Genomic DNA, 21,755 nt, shown 5'->3' on the forward strand with positions numbered 1-21,755 from the left:
TATAGGAGACAGCCCGGCACCACCCTGGCGTGCCACTCGGTTCGGCCGCCTCGCGGTCCCGACGCCGAACCACCCGCCGGAACGGCGCGCAGAATATACTTCTTATCCGAAGAGAAGAACGTTCTCGCCCTGCCCGCATCCCGGACCCAGAAGGACAGCGACGTGAGCGACACTGTCGGAGTGGAATGGGAGGATGCGCCAGCTTCGGTACGCGCTGCCGTCGACCGGGCGTTGAACCGGCACCAGCGGGACGCGTTGACCGAGGTCGAGCAGATCCTCAACGCCGCCCTCCGGGTCGCCGTCAGGGTCGCCCCCGCCGACCCCAAGGTCGCCGACATCGTGGCCGAGGCCGGGACATCCAACCAGACCTTCTACCGCTACTTCGCGGGCAAAAACGATCTCATGCACGCTGTGCTCGAACGGGGCATCGTGCTGGTCCGCTCCTACCTGCGCCACCAGATGGCGAAGAAGCCCGATCCCGCCGGGCAGCTGACCGCCTGGGTGGAGGGCATGATCGCCCAGATCACCCGACCGGCGGTGGCCCAGCAGGGCATCACCGTCAACCGGCTGCTCGCCCGGGCCGGGGAGTCGATACCGGGGCGGGCCACGCTCGACGACCAGCTCGGCGAGCTCCTCGTCCCCCCGCTGACCGCGGCTGGCCGAGCCCGGCCGGATCTTGACGCGCGGGTCATCCAGGATGCGGTGCTCGGCACCATGCAGCGCCATGTCGGGCCCGGCACCATGCCCAGCGAGGACGAACAGCGCCATCTGGTCGACTTCTGTGTCTCGGTCATCAGCCCGGCACCGCGGCCGCCCGCCACCTGAGCCCCGGCCCGGCCTAGACGCCGAGCAACCACCCTCGGTCACAATGTGTGTATTTCCTGTGATCCGAAGGTAGGAACCGGAGGGTGGATCGCAGCCGCCGGCCCAGGGGCGCGGCCCGGCAGGAGACCGCCCGGCAGCGCGCCGCGCGGCCCTGCGCCGATCCGCCGGGCCGCCGGCTCTTTCGTTGGGCAGCCGCCGGCTGCGCCGCGCTGATGTGCGCCGCCGGGATCCTCGTCTGCGTCCTGCGCGGCCCGGCCGGGGTCGACGTCGCCCGGCCGTTCGCCGCCGCGGGCCTCTCGCTGGCCGGTCTGGCCTGCATGATCACCGGTGCGCCACGCCACGGCCCCGACCGCCGATGGCGACTCATGGTGTCGATCATGATGTTCGCCGCGGCGATCGCCGTGTTCCCCCACCGCCTGGCTCCGCTGACGGCGGTGTGCCTGGTCGCGCTGGTCGTCGGCGGGGCCGGCATGCTGGCCTACCCGGTGCATTCCACCGACGACGCCGGCACCGCCGACGTCCCGGAGACGCCGGCACCGGTGCGCCCGCCCACCGGGTCGGGCGCCACTGCCGAAGCAGCCGGAGCCGACCTGCCGGCAGCGGACGGAAGCCCGACCGACGGCGCGAGGGATCCGCCGGCCTGCCAGGCCTGGCAGGCCGATCCGGTCGATCCGGTCGATCCGGTCGATCCTCCTGGGCATGCCAGCTACTGGTACCTGATCATGCTGCTGGACTGTCTGATCATGGTCGGATGCATCGCGCTGCTCGCCGGTCCGGCGATCCTCCGCAGCGCGCGGCAGAACGACGTTCCACTCATGAACGGCCCGACTTACTCGATCATCCTGGCGGCGATCGCGCTGCTGATCACCGTGGCGTTGCTGCTGGTGGCGGTGTTCCGCCAGCCCCAGAACCACCGTGGTCGCCGGCTTCTGCGCGCCGGCATGGCAGCGTTCCTGGTCGCCGCGGTGTGGCACGGGTTGCTGGCCGTGTGCGGGGCGACGTCCGTCCCGGCCGCCGCGAGCCTGCCGATGGTCGCCGGTGCGCTGTTCACCGGCCTCGCGGCGCTCTGCCCCGACCCCCCGCCCGCCTCGGCACCCAGCCCGGCGGAAGCAGAAGCGGACCGCCACCTCATCACCGCGCGACTACGCCGCTGGCACACCCTCCTGCCCTACGTGCCCCTCACCGCCGCGGCGGCGGCGACCCTGACCACGTTCACCGTGGACAGGATCGGTCACCTGCGGGAGATGTGGGCCCTGCTCGGGCTGCTCCTGCTGGCGCTGGCGCGGCAGATGCTCACCATGGCCGAGAACGCCCGGCTGCTCGGGGAGGTGGAGCTACAGGAGCAGCTCCTGCGCTTCCAGGCGTTCCACGACTCCCTCACGGGGCTGGCAAACCGGAACCTGTTCACCGATCGCCTCCAGACGGCGCTGCACCAGCAACCCGGCGGGTCTGCCCACAGCGACCGACGGGTCGCGGTCCTCTTCTGCGACCTCAACGACTTCAAGCACGTCAATGATCTTCTCGGCCACGCGGCCGGGGACGATCTGCTCCGGATCACCGCAGGACGCCTCTCGGCCGGCGTGCGCGCGTCCGACACCGTCGCGCGCCTCGGCGGCGACGAGTTCGCGATCCTGCTCGGCGCGGACAGTGCCCGCGACCCGACCTCGGTCGGCCTGCGGCTGGTGGAGGCCGCCCGCGAGCCGGTTCGCCTGGCCGGCGTCTCCTACGCGGCCGCCCTCAGCGTCGGTCTGGTGACCGTCGACCCCGCGACCGAGGCCGTGTCCGCCGAGGACCTGCTACATCGCGCCGACCTGGCGATGTACGCGGCGAAGGCACAGCGCTCCGGATCACCGGCCGTCTACACGCCGGCACTGGACTCTCCCGGCTGACTTCCACACTCTCCCGGTTGACCTCCGCGGAGATCCAAAGACCCCCGTTCCGGAATATCGGAAGTTGTGTTCCGAGTCTGGAGAACGTTATTCTGACCGCGCTGAGAGGAGTGCCGACGATGTCGTGGGATTTCGAGACGGAGCCCGAGTACCAGGCGCAGCTGGACTGGGCCGACACCTTCGTCCGTGAGGAGGTCGAGCCCCTCGACCTCGCCTGGCCGAACCTGCAGTTCGTGCCGCCGGACGACAATCTCCGGCGGGTGATCACACCGCTGCGCGAGCAGGTCAGGGCGCACGGCCTGTGGGCCACGCACCTGGGGCCGGAGCTGGGCGGCCAAGGGCACGGGCAGCTCAAGCTGTCGCTGCTGAACGAGATCCTCGGCCGGTCCAGCTGGGCGCCGCTGATCTTCGGCTGCCAGGCGCCGGACACCGGGAACGCCGAGATCATCGCGCACTACGGCACGGAGGCGCAGAAGAAGCAGTACCTGCAGCCGCTGCTGGACGGCGAGTGCTTCTCGTCCTACTCGATGACCGAGCCCCAGGCCGGTTCCGACCCGACGCAGTTCACCTGCCGCGCCGAGCGCGACGGTGACGGCTGGGTCATCAACGGCTGGAAGTTCTTCTCCTCGAACGCCAGCACCGCCCGCTTCGTGATCGTCATGGTGGTCACCAACCCGGACGTCAGCGCCTACCACGGCATGTCGATGTTCCTGGTGCCCACCGACACGCCGGGCATCAACATCGTGCGCAACGTCGGGCTCCCGGGCGAGCCGCTGGGTGAGGGCCACCACGCCCTCATCCACTACGAGAACGTGCGGGTTCCCGGCGAGGCGCTGCTGGGCGGCGAGGGCCAGGCGTTCGCGATCGCCCAGACCCGCCTCGGCGGCGGGCGGATCCACCACGCGATGCGCACGATCGGCCTCGCGCAGAAGGCGCTGGACATGATGTGCGAGCGGGCGCTGAGCCGGCGCACCCAGGGCAGCCTCCTGTCGGAGAAGCAGTTCGTCCAGGGCTTCATCGCCGACTCGTACGCCCAGCTCAAGCAGTTCCGGCTGCTCGTGATCCACACCGCGTGGTCGATCGACAAGCACAACGACTACCGCAAGGTCCGCAAGGACATCGCCACCGTGAAGATCGTGATGCCCTCGGTCCTGCACGACATCGCCGCGCGCTCGCTGCAGGTCCACGGCGCCCTGGGCGCCAGCAACGAGATGCCGTTCCACCAGATGATCATGGGCGGCTTCGTCATGGGCCTCGCCGACGGGCCGACCGAGGTCCACAAGGTCACCGTCGCGAAGCAGGTCCTGCGGGACTACAAGCCCAGCGACGACCTGTGGCCCACCGAACACCTGCCCAGGCGCCTCGCCGCCGCGCGGGAGAAGTACGCCGAGTTCCTGGACACCGAGGTGGGGAACCTGTGACGATCGACGTCGACCGACTCACCCGCTGGCTCGACGAGACCGGGCTCCCCGGCAGGGGCGAGCCCCTCGAGCACCGTTACGTCTCCGGCGGCACCCAGAACGAGATCTACGAGATCCGGCGCGGTGACCTGCACGGCGCCCTGCGGATCCCGCCCGCCGGTGCCCCGGCCAGCCGCGACGCGGGCATCCTGCGGGAGTGGCGCATCATCGAGGCGCTGGACGGGACGGACGTCCCGCACACCGCGGCCATCGGCATGTGCGACGACCCCGCGGTGCTCGGCCGCACCTTCTACATCATGGGCTTCGTCGACGGCTGGTCCCCGATGGACAAGCGCGGCGTCTGGCCCGAGCCGTTCAACTCCGACCTGGAGGCCCGCAAGGGGCTGTCCTACCAGCTCACCGAGGGCATCGCCCTGCTGTCGAAGGTGGACTGGAAGGCGCGGGGCCTGGAGGGCCTCGGCCGGCCCGACGGCTTCCACGAGCGCCAGGTCGACCGCTGGACGTCCTTCCTGGAGCGGATCAAGAAGCGGGAGCTGCCCGGCTTCGACACCGCCGCCGCCTGGCTGCGCGCGAACCGGCCGATCGACTTCGTCCCCGGCCTCATGCACGGCGACTACCAGTTCGCGAACGTGATGTTCCGGCACGGCGCGCCGGCGGCGCTCGCCGCCATCGTCGACTGGGAGATGGGCACCGTCGGTGACCCCAAGCTCGACCTGGCCTGGATGCTGCAGAGCTGGCCGGAGGACACGAGCTCGCCGGAGCTGACCGGCAAGGGGTACGCCGACCTCTACGCGATGCCGACGAAGTCGCAGCTCCTCGCGCACTACGCCGAGGTGTCCGGCCGGCAGGTGGACGACTTCGACTACTACCTGATCCTCGCCAAGTTCAAGATCGCCATCGTTCTGGAGCAGGGCTACCAGCGGGCCGGCGACGACGTGAAGCTCCAGTCGTTCGGACCGGTCGTGCTCGGGGCCATGAAGGAAGCCGCAGACCTCGCCGAATCGACGGACTACAAATCATGAGCGAAACACCCCAGGCCCCCGAACTCGTCACCGAACGCGTCGGGCCGACCCTGGTCATCCGCGTCAACCGGCCGGAAGCCCGCAATGCGCTGACCCCCTCGCTGCTCACCTCGATCGGCGCCGCCCTGCTGGTGGCCGAGACCGACCCGGAGATCCGGGTGGCCGTCCTCACCGGCACTGGTGAGAAGGCGTTCAGCGTGGGCATGGACCTCAAGGCCTTCGCCTCCGGAACGGACTTCTCCACCTCGGGGGCGACGGACAAGGAGGGCCAGGCGACCTTCGACCGGCTGCTCGCCGGTGACGTCCGCATCCCCGTCATCGGTGCCGCGAACGGGACGGCGGTCGGCGGCGGCTTCGAGCTGCTGCTCGCCTGTGACCTCGTGGTGGCGTCCTCCGGGGCGAAGTTCGGCCTGCCCGAGGTGAAGCTGGGCCTGTTCGCCGCGGGCGGCGGCGCGGTCGCGGTCGGCAGCCGGCTTCCGCTGGCCCTCGCGCTGGAGCTCACGCTGACCGGCAGCACCTTTGAGGCGGCCCGCGCCCAGCAGCTCGGGCTCGTCAACAGGGTGACCGAGCCGGCGCAGGTGCTGGAGACGGCCCTGGAGCTCGCCGGGCGGATCGCCGCGAACGGCCCGCTGGCCGTCGCCGCGACGAAGGAGATCGTCCGGCTGTCCGCGGAGGATCCCGCCCGCGCCCGGCAACGGTCCTCGGAGCTGTCAGCCATCGTCTTCCCGAGCGAGGACGCGAAGGAGGGCGCGGCGGCGTTCGTCGAACGGCGCCCCGCGCAGTGGAAGGGACGCTGATGGCGCGGCCCGCGCTCTCGCCCGCACCCGCCGGGCGGGCCTGAGATGCGGGCCGCGGTCTGCCGTGAGTACGGCCCGCCCGAGGTGGTGCGGGTCGAGGAGTTCCCGGCGCCGGAGCCCGGTCCCGGCCAGGTCGCGGTACGGGTGAACGCGGCGGCCGTCAACTTCTCGGACGTCCTGCTGGTCGCCGGTGAGTACCAGGTGAAGGTCCCGCCGCCGTTCGTCCCGGGCAGCGAGTTCGCCGGCGTCGTCGAGAGTGTCGGCGCGGGCGTGACCAGCGTCGCGGCCGGCGACCGGGTGTTCGGCACCGGCATTGTCGGCGGCTTCGGGGAGGTGGCTCTCGGCCGCTCCGAGAGCATCACCCGCACGCCGGACGGCATCCCCGACACCGTGGCGGCCGCGTTCGGCGTGGCACACCGCACCTCGTACCACATGCTTCGGTCGGTGGCGCGGCTCCAGCCGGGTGAGCAGCTCGTGGTGCTCGGCGCCGGCGGCGGGGTGGGGCTCGCCGCCGTCCAGCTCGGGGTGGCTCTCGGCGCCACGGTGACCGCGGTGGCGTCATCCGCGGCGAAACTGAAGGCCGCCGCGGCCAACGGTGCGACCCATCTCGTCGACCACCGTTCCTCCGACCTGCGCACGGCGCTGAAGGAGACCCTGCCCGGCGGGGCGGACGTCGTCCTCGACCCGGTCGGCGGCGACCTCTCCGAGCCGGCGCTGCGCGCCCTGCGCTGGCGCGGCCGCTTCGTCACGGTCGGGTACGCCTCGGGGACGATCCCCCGGATTCCGCTCAATCTGGTGCTGCTCAAGGGCATCGAGATCGGCGGGATGCAGCTGCGTGACCTGGGCATCCACGCCCCGGACGAGCTGCGGCGCAACGAGGCGGAGCTGATGGCGCTGTTCGCCGGCGGAACGGTCACCCCGCATATCGGCGCGACCTTCGCCTTCGCCGACAGCGCGGCGGCGCTGCGCCACGTCGCCGACGGCCACGCCGTCGGGAAGACCGTGCTGGAGATCGCGCCCGGCCGCTAGGCACTGGGCGGTCGGTACAGAACCGGGCCGGGCCTGCCGTGTCTCAGCCGCTGTGCGCGTGCCGCTCGGCGAAGAGCCTCGCCCACTCCTTGCGGGAGCGGATGGCGGTGTCGACGTCGGTGGCGGTGGCCCGTAGTGCCCCCACGGTGGCCCGCTCGCGAGGAAGCTCCGTGAACGGGTCCCAGTTGAAGAAGCGGCAGGCGTTCTCCCAGGTGATCTTGTTGATCTCCTCGTCGTTCGCGCCGGCCTGCTCCAGCTCGTTCAGGACGAACTCGGGCGCCTCCGGCCAGATCGAGTCGGAGTGCGGGTAGTCGCACTCCCACGCGATGTTGTCGATGCCGATCTCGCGGCGCAGTTTCAGCGAGGTGGGGTCGGTGACGTAGCAGGCCAGCGAGTGCTCCCGGAACACCTCGCTGGGCAGCTTCCCGCCGAAGTCACGGCGCAGCCACTTCTGGTTGGTGTAGTGCCGGTCGCAGCGGTCCAGGTAGAACGGGATCCAGCCGATGCCGCCCTCGGAGAACGCGAACTTCAGGTCGGGGTAGCTGCGCATCGCCGGGCCCCACAGCAGGTCCTGCGCGCAGAGCGAGGAGATCTGGCAGGCCAGGATGATCAGGTTGTCGATCGGGGCGTCCGGGGCCAGCTTGAGCGCGCCGAAGCCGGTGCCGATGTGCAGGCACATCACCATGCCGGAGTCGGACAGGGCCTCGAACACCGGCGCCCAGAAGTCCAGGTTGTGGTAGCTGGGCAGCCCTTCCAGGTGCGGCAGCTCGGGCATCGTGACCGCCCGGCAGCCCTTGGCCGCGACCCGGCGGATCTCGTTCACCATCAGCTGCGGGTCCCAGGTGGGCAGCAGCGCCAGCGGGATGAACCGGCCCGGGTAGGTGCCCGCCCACTCGTCGATGTGCCAGTTGTTGTACGCCTGGACCATGGTGACCGTGGTGTCGGTCTTGTAGTGGTTCAGGTGACCTGCCGAGAACCCGGCGAAGGTCGGGAAGCACATCGAGGCCAGGATGCCGTTGCGGTCCATGTCCCGCACCCGGTCGTGGATGTCGTAGACACCCGGGCGCATCTCCGCGAACCCGGCCGGGTCCTTGCCCCACTCCTCCGCCGGCCAGGACACGACCGCGTTCAGGCCGCTGACACCGGTGACCCGACCCTGGTAGATCCACTGATCGACGCCCTTGTCGTTGCGCACGACATGGGGCGCCTGGTCCACGAGGTTCGCCGGGACGTGGTTCTTGAACATGTCCGGCGGCTCGACCACGTGGTCGTCGATGCTCACCAGGACCATGTCGTCGATGTTCATGTTCCTCCTCGACCGCCTGATTCGGGAGTGTGCTCCCGACCACACCTCTACTTCTACGCTTTCCCACCCTGACCGTCTCCGCGCATTCGGCCAAGAAGTTTGCGTAGTCGGCCAGACCTGACCGCTGGAAAGCAGCCCGTTGCCTGGCCGTGCCCATGCGTCACACCAGCCCGCCACGCCCTGCGACACCCGCCGCCCCGGCTGCCCGCGCGGGTCGTCGGCGCCGCTCGGCCTGCCGTTCCCCCTGATCAACCATGACTGACGCGCACGTCAGACGCCATCGAATCGGAGGATTGCCGTCCGGATTGCCGAGACCGAGGGCACCTGGCCGGTGCGACCGGCGTCGCACCGTGGTGGACCGCGACCGGGACGTAATCAGGGTGCTCTTTGTGAAGAGCTGATGGCAGGACGACACAGAGGCGGGCTGATGAGCAGGAAGTTGTACAGCGCGCAGGAGATCCAGGAGTTCATCGACGAGTTCCGGGCGAACGGGGGCCGCCCGACGGGTCTCTTCGAAGGTGCCACGCTGCTGTTGCTGGACAGCGGCCCCGAGCCGGATGGTTCGCGGCACGTGTGCCCCCTGAACTTCTACCCCGCGAACGGCCGGTACTACGTCTTCGCCGCCAACGACGGCGCGGACGAGGACCCGCGTTGGCTCGGCCAGCTGAGGGCCGAACCGAACGCGACCATCGAGGTCGAGGGCAAGGTCCTCCAGGTGACGGCCGTCGAGCTCGGGGCCGGCGAACGGGGCATGATCTACGCGCGCCAGGCCGCCCGGAACCCACAGTTCGAGCACTTCCAGGGGATGACGTCCCGCGTCATCCCGGTCGTGGCGCTCATCCCCACCGGCGACGCCTGACCGTGGCCGCCGCCCGGTGCCCGGGGTCCTCCACTCCGGGCACCGGGCGTTCCGGGTGCCGGGCGCTGCGCGGGAACGAGTTCCGCTCGCCCGGCCGCGGACGCACGTTCCGACCTATTGGATGCGCGCATTGCGAGCCGCAAACGCCCTGCCGCGAGGGCCTCCGGATGCCTCCCTATGATCACGGATCGTGCCGGGAACGGTCGGTTCACGATGATCGCCGGGAATGTTGTCCGAGAGTCAGGCCCCAGTCGTGTTCATTGATCCGGAGCGGGTGGCGGCGGCGCTGCCCGCGTACGACCTTGGCCCGGAGGTCGGCTCGGGTGCCTTCGGGTTCGTCCTGGAGGGCCGCCACCGTGGTCTGGACCGCGTCGTCGCCATCAAGGTGATGCCGACCCGGCGCCGCCACCACGCCCTCGACTCGTCGGTCGAGGCGCGGATCCTGGCCCGCTTCGATCATCCGCACATCATCCGGGTGCACGACTACGTCCAGACGGACGATCTGCATCTGATCGTCATGGAGATGATGGCCGGGGGGACCCTGGACGACCGCAAGGGCGTCCTCACCCAGCTCGACGCCTGCGCCGTCGGCCTGGCCGTCGCCGACGCCCTCACCTGCGCGCACTCCAAGGGCATCCTGCACCGCGACATCAAGCCCGAGAACATGCTGTTCGACACGACCGGCCTGGTGAAGGTGGCCGACTTCGGGATCGCGAAGCTCATGAGCGGCGCGGCGGGCCCCACCAGCACCCTGGTCGGGACGCGGCACTTCATGCCCCCCGAACAGCTCCGCGGCGGCCCGCTGAGCGCGGCCACCGACGTGTACGCGCTCAGCGTGGTGCTCCACCTCCTGCTGACCGGCGAGGTGCCGCCGGGCCCCATCCCGCCTCGCCCGCTGCTGGCCTCGGACGGCCGCGAGCATCCGGTGCCGCCTGCGCTGCGCGCCGTTCCCGGGCCGATCCGGGCAGTGATCCAGGCCGCGCTGGCCGAGGATCCCGCGGACCGCCCGCAGACCGCCCGCGGGTTCGCGATCGCCCTTGCGGGCGCCGCCGCCGCGGCCTACGGTCCGGGCTGGCTCGCCCGGGCGGACGTGCCGGTCCATCTCCACGAGGACGTCCGCGTCGCCACGACCACCTCGACCACACCGGCTTCCCTCGCTGGGGAGCAGCCGCCGGCCGTCGCCGGCGCGGTGCTCCCGTCAGCCGCACGTGGCGACGCGCCGGCGCGCGGCCGGGCACCCGGTCCGGCGAGCTCGGCATCAGCGTCGGCGCCGGCATCGGCATCGGCGTCCCCGGCCGCGGCCGGGGACGGGGCCAGGGCCGGGGACGGGAATTCGGGCGCAGTATCCGGGAAGTCGCGCAGCAGCGACGGCGGCGGCCAGCGGCGGCACGCCCGGCCGCGCTCCCACCGGACCCCGCCGCCGCGCCGCCTTCTCACCGCCAGCCTCGCCCTGCTGTTCATCGCCGTCGTGGCCGGGGGCACCGTGCTCGCCGTCGCCCTGAGCCACGACCAGCCCCGCGTCCTCGCCGCCCCGCTGGGCGAACCGCTGACGGAGCACACCGACTGGGTGGTGTCCCTCGCGTTCGCGCCCTCGCCGTTGCCGCCGACGCCGTCGCCGGCGAGGCGGATCCTCGCCAGCGGCAGCAAGGACGGGACAGCGCGCCTGTGGGACGTGTCCGACCCGGCCGCGCCGTACCCGATCGGACCGCCCCTGCCCGGCACCAGCCCCGGGGTGACGTCGGTGGCGTTCTCACCGGACGGAAGGACGCTCGCCAGCGGCAACTGGGACGGCACAGTACGGCTCTGGGACGTCACCGACCCGAGGGCGCCGTTCTCCCTCGGCGCGCCGCTGTCCGTCGACGTCGGCGGCCCCAGATACCCGGAAACGCTCGTCTCGGTGGTGTTCCTCGGCGACGGATCGGCGCTGGCCAGCGCGGGCCCCACCCAGACCACGCTGTGGAACGTCACGGACCGGCAGCGGCCGACCCCGCTCGGCCCGCCCATTCCCGGCCGCACGCGGCTCGCGCGGCTGGTGGGCGCGGACGTCGGTGGCGCCGTTCTGGGACGGGTAGGCGAGGGCTCGACGGTCCGTCTCTGGAGCGTGGCCGACCCCACGCGGCCGGAGCCGCTCAGCGTGCTGTCCTCCGGCCACGTCGGTGATGTCAACGCGCTGGCCCTGTCCCCGGACCAGCGCACCATGGTCACCGGCGGCGCCGACACCGACCTGCGGGTGTGGGACGTCACCGACCGCCGGCACCCGCGCCTCCTCGGGAAGCCCCTCAGACGCCACCAGAGCACCCTGTGGACGGCGCTTTTCCTGCCGGGCGGGCGCACGGTCGTGACGGCCAGCTACGACGGCACGGTGGGCGTCTGGGACGTCCGTGACCGCGAGCACGCGCGCTATGTGGGCCCGATCCGCACCCGTCACACGGACTGGTTGCTGTCGATGGCCCTCTCCCCGGACGGGCGGATCCTGGCGACCGGCGGCAAGGACGGGACGATCCAGCTGTGGAACGCGGCGGGGCTGACCGACACGACGCCACCGGAGAACAGATGAACGCCGCCGGGCCGCGTCGACCGCCGTACTCCCCGCGCGGTACGCCCTAGTACGACGCGCCAGCCTCCCGGCCTGGCGGCTGGTCGTAGAGCGCCTCGTAGCGGTCCGCGTGGAGGCGGTGGATGACGGCGCGTCGGAGCTTGCCGGTGGCGGTGAGTTCCCCGGCCTCCCGGGAGAGATCGCGCGGGAGGACGGCGAAGTGCTTGATCTGCGCGGGCCGGGCGACCCGCTGGTTGGCAGCGTCGACGATCCCACCGACCAGCGCCCGTACCTGGGGGTGCACCGCGAGGCCGGGAAGGTCGGCGGGGAGTCCCCGCTCCCCCGCCCAGGCCACGATCTCCTCCTCGTCCAGGGTCACCAGGCTCACCAGGTAGGGCCGGCGGTCACCGTAGCTGACGGCGTGCGAGATCCAGCGTGACTGGCGCAGCAGGTTCTCCAGCACCGCCGGGGCGACGTTCTTGCCGCCGGCGGTGATGATGACATCCTTGCGGCGGCCGGTGATGGTCAGGAAGCCGTCCGGGTCGAGATGCCCGAGGTCCCCGCTGTGCAGCCAGCCGTCGCGCAGCACCTCCGCGGTCGCCGCCGGGTCGCCCCAGTACCCGGCGAAGACGTGTGGGCCGCGCAGCAGGATCTCGCCGTCGGCGGCGATCGCCAGATCCAGGCCGGGAACCGCCGTGCCCACCGTCCCGACCCGGTTGTCCTCGAAGCGGTTCACCGTGCCCAGTCCGGTGCTCTCCGTCATGCCGTAGCCCTCGAGCACAGGCACACCCGCCGCCCGGAAGAACTCGAGCACGTCCGGCGAGACGGGGGCGGTGCCCGACAGGGCGAGCCGTACCCGGCCACCAAGGACGGCGCGTACGGGTGCCAGCACGTCGTGGGCGTCGGCCTGGCTCGGGGCCTGGCTCGGGGCCTGGCTCGGGGCGAGGATCGCGGACATCCGCGCGTGGATCTTCTCGAAGAGCCGGGGGACCGCGGGGAGCACGGTGGGCCGGACCTCGGCGAGCTCGCTGACCACCTGCGTGATGTCCCCGCCGAAGTACGCCAGCGTCGCCCCGAAGCGCAGGGCACCGAACTGCATCATCTGGCCGAACATGTGCGCCAGCGGGAGGAACAGGTAGACGACGTCGTCGGGGCTGAAGTAGCCGAGCTCCGCGGCCGTCCCGCAGCCCGCGACGAGGTTGCCGTGGGTGAGGACGCAGCCTTTGAGCGGGCCGGCACTCCCCGACGTGTAAATGATCAGGCAGGGTTCGTCGACCGTGACGGCCGCTCGCCGCAGCCGCGCCACCTCGGCGTCCCGGTGCCCGCCGCGCCTGGCGGCATCGCCGAGCGTCGCCAGGTCGGTCACCCCGACCAGAGCCGGGGCCTCGGGAGCACTGGGAGCATCGACTTCGGAGCCGGCCGGCGCGTCCTCCATGGTCAGCACCGTCCGCAGGCCGGGCACCGCGCCGGCGGTCAGCCCGAGGCGCGCCAGTGCCCCGAGGTTCTCCACGACCAGCAGCACCGCGCCGGAGTCCCGCAGGATCCCGGCGCACTCCTGCGGAGAGCTGGTCGGGTAGATCGGCACGACCGCGGCCCCGACCGCCAGCGCGGCGAACGCCACCCGGCTCCACTCGGGCCGGGAGTTCGCCAGGATGGCGACCCTGTCCCGCGGCGCCACGCCCAGGGCGACCAGGCCGGCGGCGAGGTCCGCCGCGTCGGTGGCGACGTCGGTGAAGGTCCGGTCCCGCCACGCGCCGCCGTCGCGGTACCGGACGGCGACGCGTTCGCCGAACCTCGCTGCCGCGAGGAACGGCAGGTCCGACATCACCCGCAGGTCGAACTCGGCGTCGGGTCCGGACAGGACGGGCGCCGCCGGCACGGATGCCGCCGGGACGGATGCCGCCGGGACGGGCAGCGGGGCGGTGTGGAGCGTCACGATGGTCCTCTCGGGTTCCGGCCGGTCAGGTCGACCGAGTACGAAGATGATCAGCGATCCCCCATCGCATGACGGCCCGCTGCCCGAGCAGGCCGACGACCGGGGCGACGACGATCGCGGCGAGCATCGGCCAGGCGAAGTCGGGCCAGCCCACGTGCACGTCCACCGCGAACCACGCCTGTCCCATCCGGGCGTTGAGGTAGCGCGCGAGCCCGAACGCCAGCGGCACGGAGAGCACAAGGGAGGCCACAAGCTGGGCGACGACGCCGGTCATGATGACGGTGCGGATGCGCCGGCCGGAGAGCCCCAGTGAGCGCAGGGTCGCGAACTCGCCGCGCTGCTCGACGATCTGGATGTGGATGAGTGTCGTCACGAACAGGATCGACACCCCGACGCTGAACCCGATCGCGATGTAGATGATGCCCATCATCTCGGCGATCGACGTCTCGAACGCGCTGGTGATGCTGTCCTTGCTGGTGACCCTGGCGATGGTGGCGGTCTGCGTGCGCAGGGCGTCCGCGTAGTCCGGGCCGGCGTCCACGTAGAAGCCGGAGACCACGTCCGGGGTGGTGCCCAGCCGCTGGAGCGCCGGCAGCGTGAGGGTGGCCTGACGCAGGTAGATGTCGTTGGTGATACCGACGACCCGTACCCGCTGCGTGGCCCGTCCCTTGGCGGCGCTGATCTCGTCGCCGAGGCCGACGCCGAGCTGCCCGGCCAGGTCGTCGCTGAGGACGACCTCGTCGGCGGCGGTCGCGGCGCGCCCGCGGGCGGGGGTGACGAGGTGCATGCCCTGGGAGGACGTCAGACCGACCAGCAGGGCGGGGGCGGCCCTGTCCCCGGCGCGCAGCTCCCCGGTGGTGCGTTGGTAGGGCTCCGCGGCGGCCAGGCCGGGGCCGTCGATCGCCGCCCGTGCCTGGCTCTCGGGCTGCGGCTGGCGCAGGTCCACCGCATAGCGCCAGCGTTCGTCCCGGAAGGCTCCGTTGACGGTCTCCAGCGTCGAGGTCATGCCGAGCCCGTAGCTGATCGCCACCGCCACCGAGCCGGCCATCGCCAGGATCGAGGTGAGGGTGAGCAGCCGGGCCCGGGTCAGGCCGCGCAGACCGTGCCGGACGGCGAGGGGCAGCCGCAGCAGTGTCCGGCCGCGGCCGGGGGCCCGGCTGACGGCGGGGACGGGCGACAGCAGCTGCCGCGGCGGAGTCGCCAGCGTGGGGATGCTCGCGACGAGCAGCGTGACGGCCCCGGCGGCGATGCCCATCGCGACCGCGATGGCGGCGAGGGCCGGGTCGATGGAGTGGGTGACATCGCGCAGTTCCATGCCGCTGGCGTAGACCTCGGCGAAGGCCCAGCCGACCCCGATGCCGAGGATCAGCCCGACGACCCCACCCAGCACGCCGACCACCAGACCGAGCCGGACGAGTGCGAACCGCACCCGGCGGCGCCGGTACCCCAGCGCCGCGATGATCCCGAACTCGCGCCGCTTGTCGACGGCGAACCGGTGGAACGTCAGGATTCCGAGCACGATCGACAGCCCGACCAGGGTGAGGACGATCGCCGGGCTGTAGGCGGCGAAGGCGTTGAGGTCGTCACGGACGCTGCGGTAGCTGTAGCCGTCCAGGCGGGGGGTCACGCTGACCACGCCCACGCCGGCCGACTCGAGCTGCCGGGACAGTCGCAGGCCCACAGCCGACGGATCGGCACCGGGAGCAAGGCGGACCAGCAGGCTGTCGGTCAGCGCCGCGCCGGTGATGTCGGCTGCCCGCCCCGGGTCGGCCCACAGCACGCCGAGGGAGCCTGGTTCCGCGACGACGTAGTCCGGGTTGACCGTCGTCACCATGAACTCGGCGCTGGTGCCGATACCGACGACCGCCGGGGTCCACTGCCGCCCGAACGCGGCCACCGTCAGGTGGTCGCCGACGCGCAGGCCCTGGTGCTCGGCGAGCGAGCGGTCGACGACGACCTCGTCGGCGCCCGGGGCGAAGACGCGGCCGTCGAGCAGCTTCCACTGGTTCATCCGCGGCTGCGCCGGCTGGAAGACCAGCTCACCGGCCAGCGATGTCCCGTCGGTCAGCGTGAGCGAGGCCGGCAGCAGGAGGCGCGACTCGACGTCGGCGACGTCGCCGAGGGCGCGTGCGTCGGGAAGATCCGCGGTGGGCACCGGCTCGACCTGGACCTCCAGGTCGGCCGTGTGGAGCTGGCGGACAAGGGTGTCCTGTGTCGCCCGCAGGTCGTGCAGGGCACTGGCGATCGCGAACTGGATGGCCACACCGCTGCCGAGGATCAGGACCAGTGCGAGTACCCGGCCCCGGACCGACCAGAGATCACGCCACAGCTTGGTATCGAGGAGTGCCATCGGGCTCACGCCGGCCCGCGGCCGGCCTGCGCCGGCGGTGAACCGGCCGGCCACTCCACGCCGTACCGCGCCACCCGCGGGGCCTCGCGCAGACGCCCGCGGGTCAGTTCGACCACCCGGTCGGCACGGGCGGCGATCTTCGCGTCATGGGTGATGAGAACCACCGCCGACCCGCTCATGCGCTGCGCCGCGACGAAGAGCTCCAGCACGGCGGCGGCCGTCTCCTCGTCCAGATTCCCGGTGGGCTCGTCGGCGAGGATCAGGGGGGTCTCCTTCGCCAGCGCCCGCGCGATCGCGACGCGCTGCTGCTCTCCACCGGAGAGCTGCCCGGGAAAGCGGTCCCGCTTCGCCGCCAGGCCGACGCGGTCCAGCCACTGGTCGGCACGCTGCCGGGCGTCCCGCGGCATGGGCACCATCGCCTCCAGGCCGAGCAGGACGTTCTCCCGCGCGGTCAGAGTCGGGAGCAGGTTGAAGAACTGGAAGACGAACGCGACGACATGCTGGCGGAAGCTCTCCAGCTCCTTCGCCCCCAGCGTGCGCAGGTCACGGTCGGCGACCCGGATCGTGCCGGCCTGAGGGTGCTCCAGGCCGCCGAGCAGAGTCAGCAGCGTGGATTTCCCGCTACCGGACGGCCCGACGATGACGACGAACTCCCCGCCGCGCACGGTGAGGTCGGTGCCGCGCAGCACCGGCACCGGTCCGTCCGTGCCCTGGTAGGCGTAGGACAGATCGCTGGCCTCCACCACTGGTCCGGTCACCCGGTCACTCTCCTTTCCACGCGCCCGGGGCCACGTCCTGGACAGCGCTCTGGACGGCGCTCTGGCCGTTCCGTGCGGGCAGACCGGGGCTGTTCCTCCCCGCGACCCGAGGCGCGCGGCGCCATTGGCGTCATGCCCGCGCCCGCGTCCCCGCGGGGTCGCGGACCTCCATCACGCTGCCCCGGGTGAAGAACCCGCTGCCGTAGCCGAGAAAGAGAAGCGTCTGGCCGGGACGCGGGCCGCCGCTGCCGCGCAGCAGTTCGTCCAGCGCGTAGTACAGCGACGCCGAGGAGGTGTTCCCGTACCGGTCGAACGCCCGGAAGTTGTGGTCGACCTGCTCGGGACGCAGCGCGAGCGCCGCCGTCAGTTCACGGAGCACCTTGCTGCCCGCGGTGTGCAGCACCGCGAAGTCGACGTTGCGCTGCCACTGGGGGATCTGCCGGTCGACCAGATAACGGGCCTTCTGCGCGGTCGTGGTCAGATGGCGGCGCACCAGTGGTTCCATCACCAGCCGCACGCCCCTGCCGGCGACCGCGGGAATGGTGTTCGCCAGCCGGATCTCGTGGTAGACGGCGTTGGGCTCGTAGGTGATCGTCGACAGTGCCTCGTCATCGGTGAGGACGCTGCCCGCGTGTCCCCGGATGCGAAGCAGCGGTGTGTGGCGGTGCGGCCGGCGGGCGACGAGGAAGGCCCCGACACCGTCACCGAACACCGTGTTCGCCACCAGGCTCGCGGCGGTGTCGGCCAGCGGGTTGGCCATCACGGAGGTCAGCTCGCTGGACACGACCAGGCCGAGCTCGCCGGGGCGCAGCAGGTCGCCGGCCAGCTCCAGCCCCAGCAGGGCCGCGGCACATCCCATGTAGCCGAGGTCGACGATCCGGGCCCGGGGGTGGAGGCCGAGGCTGTTGCCGACGATCGAGCTGAGGTTCGGCACCATGCCGCCGACCGTGGTGTTGGTGACGACCGCCCTGATCTTCCTCGGGTCGACGCCGGAGCGGTCGAGCAGCTCGCGCACGCATCGCACCGCCAGCTCGCCGGTGCGCCGCCGGTACCGTTCGTAGCGTTGCTGGTAGGTCTCGCTGTGGGTGTCGTCGACCGCGAAGTCCGCGAAGTAGCGGCTGCGGCTGCTGGCGAGGAGCTTGTGGTAAAGCTCGACGAACTCGTCCGTCAGCTTGGGCCGCAGCCGCTGGTCGACCATCGCCCGCATGTCGTCGTTGGTGACCCGGACGAGGTGGCGGTCGCCATCGAGTGGCATGGCCGCGAGGATGTCGAGCCCGGTCACCCCGCCTTCTCCCCGCCCACCGCTGGCTTTTCTGCTGCTGCCGGCTCCTCGTCCGCTGCTGGCTTCTCTGCCGCCGCTGGTCTTTCTGCCGCTGCCGGGTTCCCCGGCGGCGTGCCGGTGCCGTCGCGAGTGGGCTGCCGCGGAATCCTGGGGCGGCGTCCCAGGAGATAGGGCGGCAGGTCACGCACCGGCAGGAGCTCGACGACGACGAACAGCCCGTCGTCACGGTTACCGGCGACGTAGTCGTCGTAGGCCCGTCCCGTGGGGTGGGCCGGAGCCGGCTCCGAGCGCAGGGCGTAGCCCAGGTCACGCATACGGTCCGGGACGAGCCCGCGGTCGCTCACCGTGGTGACGCCCAGGTGTGCCGCGGTGTCGGCGTACCAGGACCCGAACGGGTTGGCGCGCTGCGGAGCGAGCACGTCCGGGAAGCAGCGGCCGCCCACCGCACGCATGTTCCGGTAGCTGCGCGGACTGTTTGTCACGCCGGCGAGGAACACCGGCCGCCACGGAGGGATGCGCAGGACCGCCCGCCGGATGAGGAGGTGGCCGAACCTGGCCTGGAGCCCGCGGAACCGAGGGTCGGCAAGCCTGCCGGCGAGACTGAAGTGCAGCACCGTGCGGCCGGCGACGCGCCGACGCTGGAAGAACTGGAAACCGACCACGTCGTCTCCCTCGCGGGCGACGAAGATCTCGTCGACGGCGCGGGTGTACCGGTCGATGACACGGCCGGGCTCGGCGGCCTGGAAGCTCGACGCGAACACGTGGGCGACGCCGCTGCGGGTCGGCTCGTCGAGCGACCGGCTCGGCAGAAGGTCGATCGTCGTCAAGGGAGCTCTCCAGCGGTCCTGGCCGGCGCCGCGGTGCGCGCCGTCGTGGGGGACGCCGTCGTGGGGGACGCCGTGGCGGACGGCACCATGGCGGGCCCGGCGGCGCGGCCGGCGGGCAGCGGACGGGGCAGCGCGTCCCGGAAGATCTCGATGGGGTCGCGCCGGCGCAGCCGCCACATGAAACCCAGGAACGGAACCTCGAAGGGCTGCCGGTAGCCCTCGCCCCGCAGGTGTCGACGGGCCTTGTTCAGGGAGTACCAGGGCACCCCGGGAAAGAGGTGGTGCTCGGTGTGCCGGTTGAAGTTGAGGGCGAGCGCCACGCCGAGCCAGTCGGGCAGATGTGTGGAACGGGTGAACGCGTCCTGCTCGGCGAAGGGCACCGGTGCCGGGTGCGCGTCGGAAAGGAACGGGAAGAGCTCCGAGTGCTGCGGCAGGTTCATGTTCTCGATGACCACGTAGAACACCACCAGCATGGGGAGGAAGTAGGTCGCCCAGGCGGCCGGGCCGACGACGGCGGCCGCGGTCACGTGGGGGACGACGCACACCGCGTTCGAGAACCAGCCCCGCGCCGGTTTGTGGCCCGGGATCCCGGCCGGCCGCACCGGATATCCCCAGAAGACCTCGAACAGGAACTTGATGAAGGGGATCGGCAGCCACAGCCGCCAGACCAGCCGGAAAAGCGTGTTCTGTACCCGTCCCGCCTTCCACAGCGCCAGCAGGTGCGCCTGGGTGGGATCCTTGTCGATCACCCCGACCCAACGGTGGTGCAGGAAGTGGATGTGCCGCCAGGAGTAGTACGGAATGAGGCAGAACACACTTCCCAGGTGCCCGCTGACCGAGTTGGCCCCGACCCGTGTGAACAGGGATCGGTGGCCGCTCTCGTGCAGGATGACGAACCACCGGAAGACCGAGATCCCGGCCAGGACCTCCAGGGCGAGGAAGGCCGGGCTCCAGGGCGAGGTGCGGTGCAGACCCCACGCGATCGCCACCAGCAGCAGACACTCCCCCAGCACCGTGGCAAGGCCCTTGACGTCACTGACCCGCAGCAGACCCGCATCGCGCAGGGCCACCCGTGAGCGGCTGAACCGCACGGTCTCCATCACGCCTCCCCGGAAGGGGCCCTCGACGGGCCCACGGCCTCACCCACGCCACCCGTCGGCGCGAAGTGGGCTTCGAGTGCCGCGTGCCGCCGCCGGAACGTCGAGGCGAGCAGCACCCGGCACAGCAGACTGTCGACGAGCGGCCCGAACCGGGTGACCACCTGCAGGTGGTCGATGACCCTCGTCCCGCCACCAGGCCTCGGCTCGAACAGGTGAACGTGCCTGAACAGCCGGTAGGGCCCGCCCGCCATCTCGTCGACGAAGCGCACGTTCTCCTGGTACTCGACGACCTCTGCCCGGTGGGTGAGCCACAGGCCGGGCGCCAGCCGGTACCGGAAGTGCAGAAGGTCGCCCTTGCACCACCTGTCCAGCGAGCTGCGCCAGCGGACCCGGTAGGGGAACAGCTGCTCGAAACCCATGCTGCTGGTGCAGTGGCGGAAGACCTCGGGCACCGGCGCGGGCAGGTCCGAACTGTAGATCAACATGGTCATTCCGCTGCCCTCACAAGTGAGGTGGCGGAGACCGGCTGGCGCGGCAGGGTCGGAAACGGCTGGGGCTGCGGCTGGGGCTGGGGCGTGGCGACTGTCGCCCATCCTGCGTCGTGCGCCCAGGCCCGCAGGAGGTCCCGGTTCCCCGCACACCGTGGCAGGTAGTAGGAGGCCAGGCGTTCGGCGAGTCGGGAGCGGCGGTCCTCGCCGGTGGCCACCAGACGGTCGAAACCGGCGCGCAGTGCGGTGGCGAGGTGGGGGGTGTCGTGCCCGATCGCAAGATCGGACATACCGAGTTCGCCGTAGATGCTGGCGAGCCGCTCGTCGTGGTGGAGAGCCATCTGTGGCACGGACGTCTCCATGGACAGAACGCACGCGTGGTAACGAGAGGTGACCAGGTAGTCCAGACCACGCAGGTCGGCCACCATCTGGCGGGCCGTTCGCTGCCCGGCAAAGCTGGCGTGGGTGCGGTCGAGCACCTCCGGCGGCAGCGTGTCGAGGATCTGGCGGCAGATCCGGGTGTCCAGGGCCTCCATCGCGACGAGCTGCACCTCCCAGCCACGATCCCGGACGACGTGGACGAGCAGGTCTGACCAGGCTGCCACCAGCTCCTGGGTGCGCCGGGCCCGTTCAGCGTTCCAGGAGTAGTAGTACGGCCAGTGGTAACGGAGCTCGCGGCTGCCCCACGGACGGGCCCGCACCGGCCACACGTGGAAGTTCACCGGCGCCAGACCGACGCGCGGGGAGCGGCCGGCCGGGCGAGGGGCGCTGTGCCGGTACTGGAACGCGGTGTCGGTCGTGTCGAGGACCGACCGGGTGACCCCGGCCTCGCGCAGGGTGTCGCGGGCAGCCGCCGTCCGGACGATGATCAGGTCCATCGACCGTGCGACATGCCGGGTGAGCAGACGGTTCACGGGCTTCATGCGGCCGGCGTCGACGGCGTAGGCGACGGTGGCAGCACCCGCCCGGCGCGCGGTCCAGGCTCCCCACAGGAACAGATAGAGCAGCGCGCTGCTCCAGCTGTCCTTGAAAAGGCTGCCCTCCACCAGCATGACCACGTCGTGGCGGGCGGTGAGTCGCCGCACGGCGGCCGGGTAGACGTAGGGGATCTCGACGACGGACAGCGTCGCCGACTCCGTGATCAGCCGGAGGGTGTTGGCGCGGCTCGCGGTGCCGACAGTGATCTCCACGTCCGGACCGAAGACGGCGCGAACGTCCTCGATGATGGTCAGCAGACGGATCTCCGACCCGGTGTTCTCAGCGCCGAGGTAACCCAGCAGCAGCACACGCGGAGTACTGGTCCTCTCTTTGGTCATGTCGTCCCCGTGTG

General features: G+C 71.5%; 17 protein-coding genes. 8 read left to right on the top strand and 9 right to left on the bottom strand.

The window, feature by feature from the left end; all coding sequences use genetic code 11:
• Nucleotides 1-162: 162 nt before the first annotated feature.
• From AB1460_RS26065 to AB1460_RS26090, 6 genes are all read left to right on the top strand, one after another.
• Complete coding sequence (locus tag AB1460_RS26065; protein ID WP_368964746.1) at nucleotides 163-825, top strand: TetR/AcrR family transcriptional regulator; 663 nt, start codon at nucleotides 163-165, stop codon at nucleotides 823-825.
• 83 nt (nucleotides 826-908) lie between these two features.
• Nucleotides 909-2,714 carry a diguanylate cyclase domain-containing protein gene (locus AB1460_RS26070; RefSeq protein ID WP_368964747.1) on the top strand — a complete coding sequence of 602 codons (1,806 nt, stop codon included), beginning with the start codon at nucleotides 909-911 and terminating at the stop codon, nucleotides 2,712-2,714.
• 119 nt (nucleotides 2,715-2,833) lie between these two features.
• Nucleotides 2,834-4,135: an acyl-CoA dehydrogenase family protein gene (locus AB1460_RS26075; protein WP_368964748.1), complete on the top strand. Its 1,302-nt coding sequence runs from the start codon at nucleotides 2,834-2,836 to the stop codon at nucleotides 4,133-4,135.
• Nucleotides 4,132-5,157: a phosphotransferase family protein gene (locus AB1460_RS26080; RefSeq protein WP_368964749.1), complete on the top strand. Its 1,026-nt coding sequence runs from the start codon at nucleotides 4,132-4,134 to the stop codon at nucleotides 5,155-5,157. The genes AB1460_RS26075 and AB1460_RS26080 overlap by 4 nt, the downstream gene beginning before the upstream one ends.
• The gene (locus AB1460_RS26085; RefSeq protein ID WP_368964750.1) at nucleotides 5,154-5,954 is read left to right on the top strand and encodes an enoyl-CoA hydratase-related protein; all 801 of its coding nucleotides are present in this window, start codon (nucleotides 5,154-5,156) and stop codon (nucleotides 5,952-5,954) included. Before AB1460_RS26080 ends, AB1460_RS26085 begins: the two co-directional genes overlap by 4 nt.
• Nucleotides 5,955-5,999: 45 nt before the next feature.
• Nucleotides 6,000-6,983, top strand: a complete 984-nt coding sequence (locus AB1460_RS26090) for an NADPH:quinone oxidoreductase family protein (RefSeq protein WP_368964751.1) — start codon at nucleotides 6,000-6,002, stop codon at nucleotides 6,981-6,983.
• A 43-nt stretch (nucleotides 6,984-7,026) separates the two neighbouring features.
• Here the strand turns inward: AB1460_RS26090 and AB1460_RS26095 are convergent, their stop codons facing one another.
• The gene (locus tag AB1460_RS26095) at nucleotides 7,027-8,289 is read right to left on the bottom strand and encodes an amidohydrolase family protein (protein WP_368964752.1); all 1,263 of its coding nucleotides are present in this window, start codon (nucleotides 8,287-8,289) and stop codon (nucleotides 7,027-7,029) included.
• A gap of 427 nt (nucleotides 8,290-8,716) precedes the next feature.
• Here AB1460_RS26095 and AB1460_RS26100 point away from each other — a divergent pair, with 427 nt between their 5' ends.
• Nucleotides 8,717-9,148, top strand: coding sequence for a nitroreductase/quinone reductase family protein (locus AB1460_RS26100; RefSeq protein WP_368964753.1), 432 nt, complete (start codon nucleotides 8,717-8,719; stop codon nucleotides 9,146-9,148).
• A gap of 253 nt (nucleotides 9,149-9,401) precedes the next feature.
• Nucleotides 9,402-11,705 carry a WD40 repeat domain-containing serine/threonine protein kinase gene (locus AB1460_RS26105; protein ID WP_368964754.1) on the top strand — a complete coding sequence of 768 codons (2,304 nt, stop codon included), beginning with the start codon at nucleotides 9,402-9,404 and terminating at the stop codon, nucleotides 11,703-11,705.
• Nucleotides 11,706-11,751: 46 nt separating this feature from the next.
• Here AB1460_RS26105 and AB1460_RS26110 read toward each other — a convergent pair whose 3' ends face one another.
• From AB1460_RS26110 to AB1460_RS26145, 8 genes are all read right to left on the bottom strand, one after another.
• Entirely contained in the window at nucleotides 11,752-13,620 is a 1,869-nt protein-coding gene (locus AB1460_RS26110; protein WP_368964755.1) for an AMP-dependent synthetase/ligase, read from the bottom strand.
• A 25-nt stretch (nucleotides 13,621-13,645) separates the two neighbouring features.
• On the bottom strand, nucleotides 13,646-15,970 hold the full coding sequence (locus AB1460_RS26115; protein ID WP_368964756.1) for an ABC transporter permease: 2,325 nt from the start codon (nucleotides 15,968-15,970) through the stop codon (nucleotides 13,646-13,648).
• A 5-nt stretch (nucleotides 15,971-15,975) separates the two neighbouring features.
• Nucleotides 15,976-16,728, bottom strand: a complete 753-nt coding sequence (locus tag AB1460_RS26120; protein WP_368964757.1) for an ABC transporter ATP-binding protein — start codon at nucleotides 16,726-16,728, stop codon at nucleotides 15,976-15,978.
• 130 nt (nucleotides 16,729-16,858) lie between these two features.
• On the bottom strand, nucleotides 16,859-18,010 hold the full coding sequence (locus AB1460_RS26125; protein WP_368964758.1) for a 3-oxoacyl-[acyl-carrier-protein] synthase III C-terminal domain-containing protein: 1,152 nt from the start codon (nucleotides 18,008-18,010) through the stop codon (nucleotides 16,859-16,861).
• Entirely contained in the window at nucleotides 18,007-18,837 is an 831-nt protein-coding gene (locus AB1460_RS26130) for a hypothetical protein (RefSeq protein WP_368964759.1), read from the bottom strand. Before AB1460_RS26130 ends, AB1460_RS26125 begins: the two co-directional genes overlap by 4 nt.
• Entirely contained in the window at nucleotides 18,834-19,937 is a 1,104-nt protein-coding gene (locus tag AB1460_RS26135) for a fatty acid desaturase family protein (RefSeq protein ID WP_368964760.1), read from the bottom strand. The genes AB1460_RS26130 and AB1460_RS26135 overlap by 4 nt, the downstream gene beginning before the upstream one ends.
• On the bottom strand, nucleotides 19,937-20,422 hold the full coding sequence (locus AB1460_RS26140; RefSeq protein WP_368964761.1) for an SRPBCC family protein: 486 nt from the start codon (nucleotides 20,420-20,422) through the stop codon (nucleotides 19,937-19,939). Before AB1460_RS26140 ends, AB1460_RS26135 begins: the two co-directional genes overlap by 1 nt.
• A gap of 2 nt (nucleotides 20,423-20,424) precedes the next feature.
• The gene (locus tag AB1460_RS26145; RefSeq protein WP_368964762.1) at nucleotides 20,425-21,741 is read right to left on the bottom strand and encodes a polysaccharide pyruvyl transferase family protein; all 1,317 of its coding nucleotides are present in this window, start codon (nucleotides 21,739-21,741) and stop codon (nucleotides 20,425-20,427) included.
• Between the last annotated feature and the right edge of the window lie 14 nt (nucleotides 21,742-21,755).

The organism is Parafrankia sp. FMc2 (assembly GCF_041008525.1).
Classification (GTDB): Bacteria; Actinomycetota; Actinomycetes; order Frankiales; family Frankiaceae; genus Parafrankia.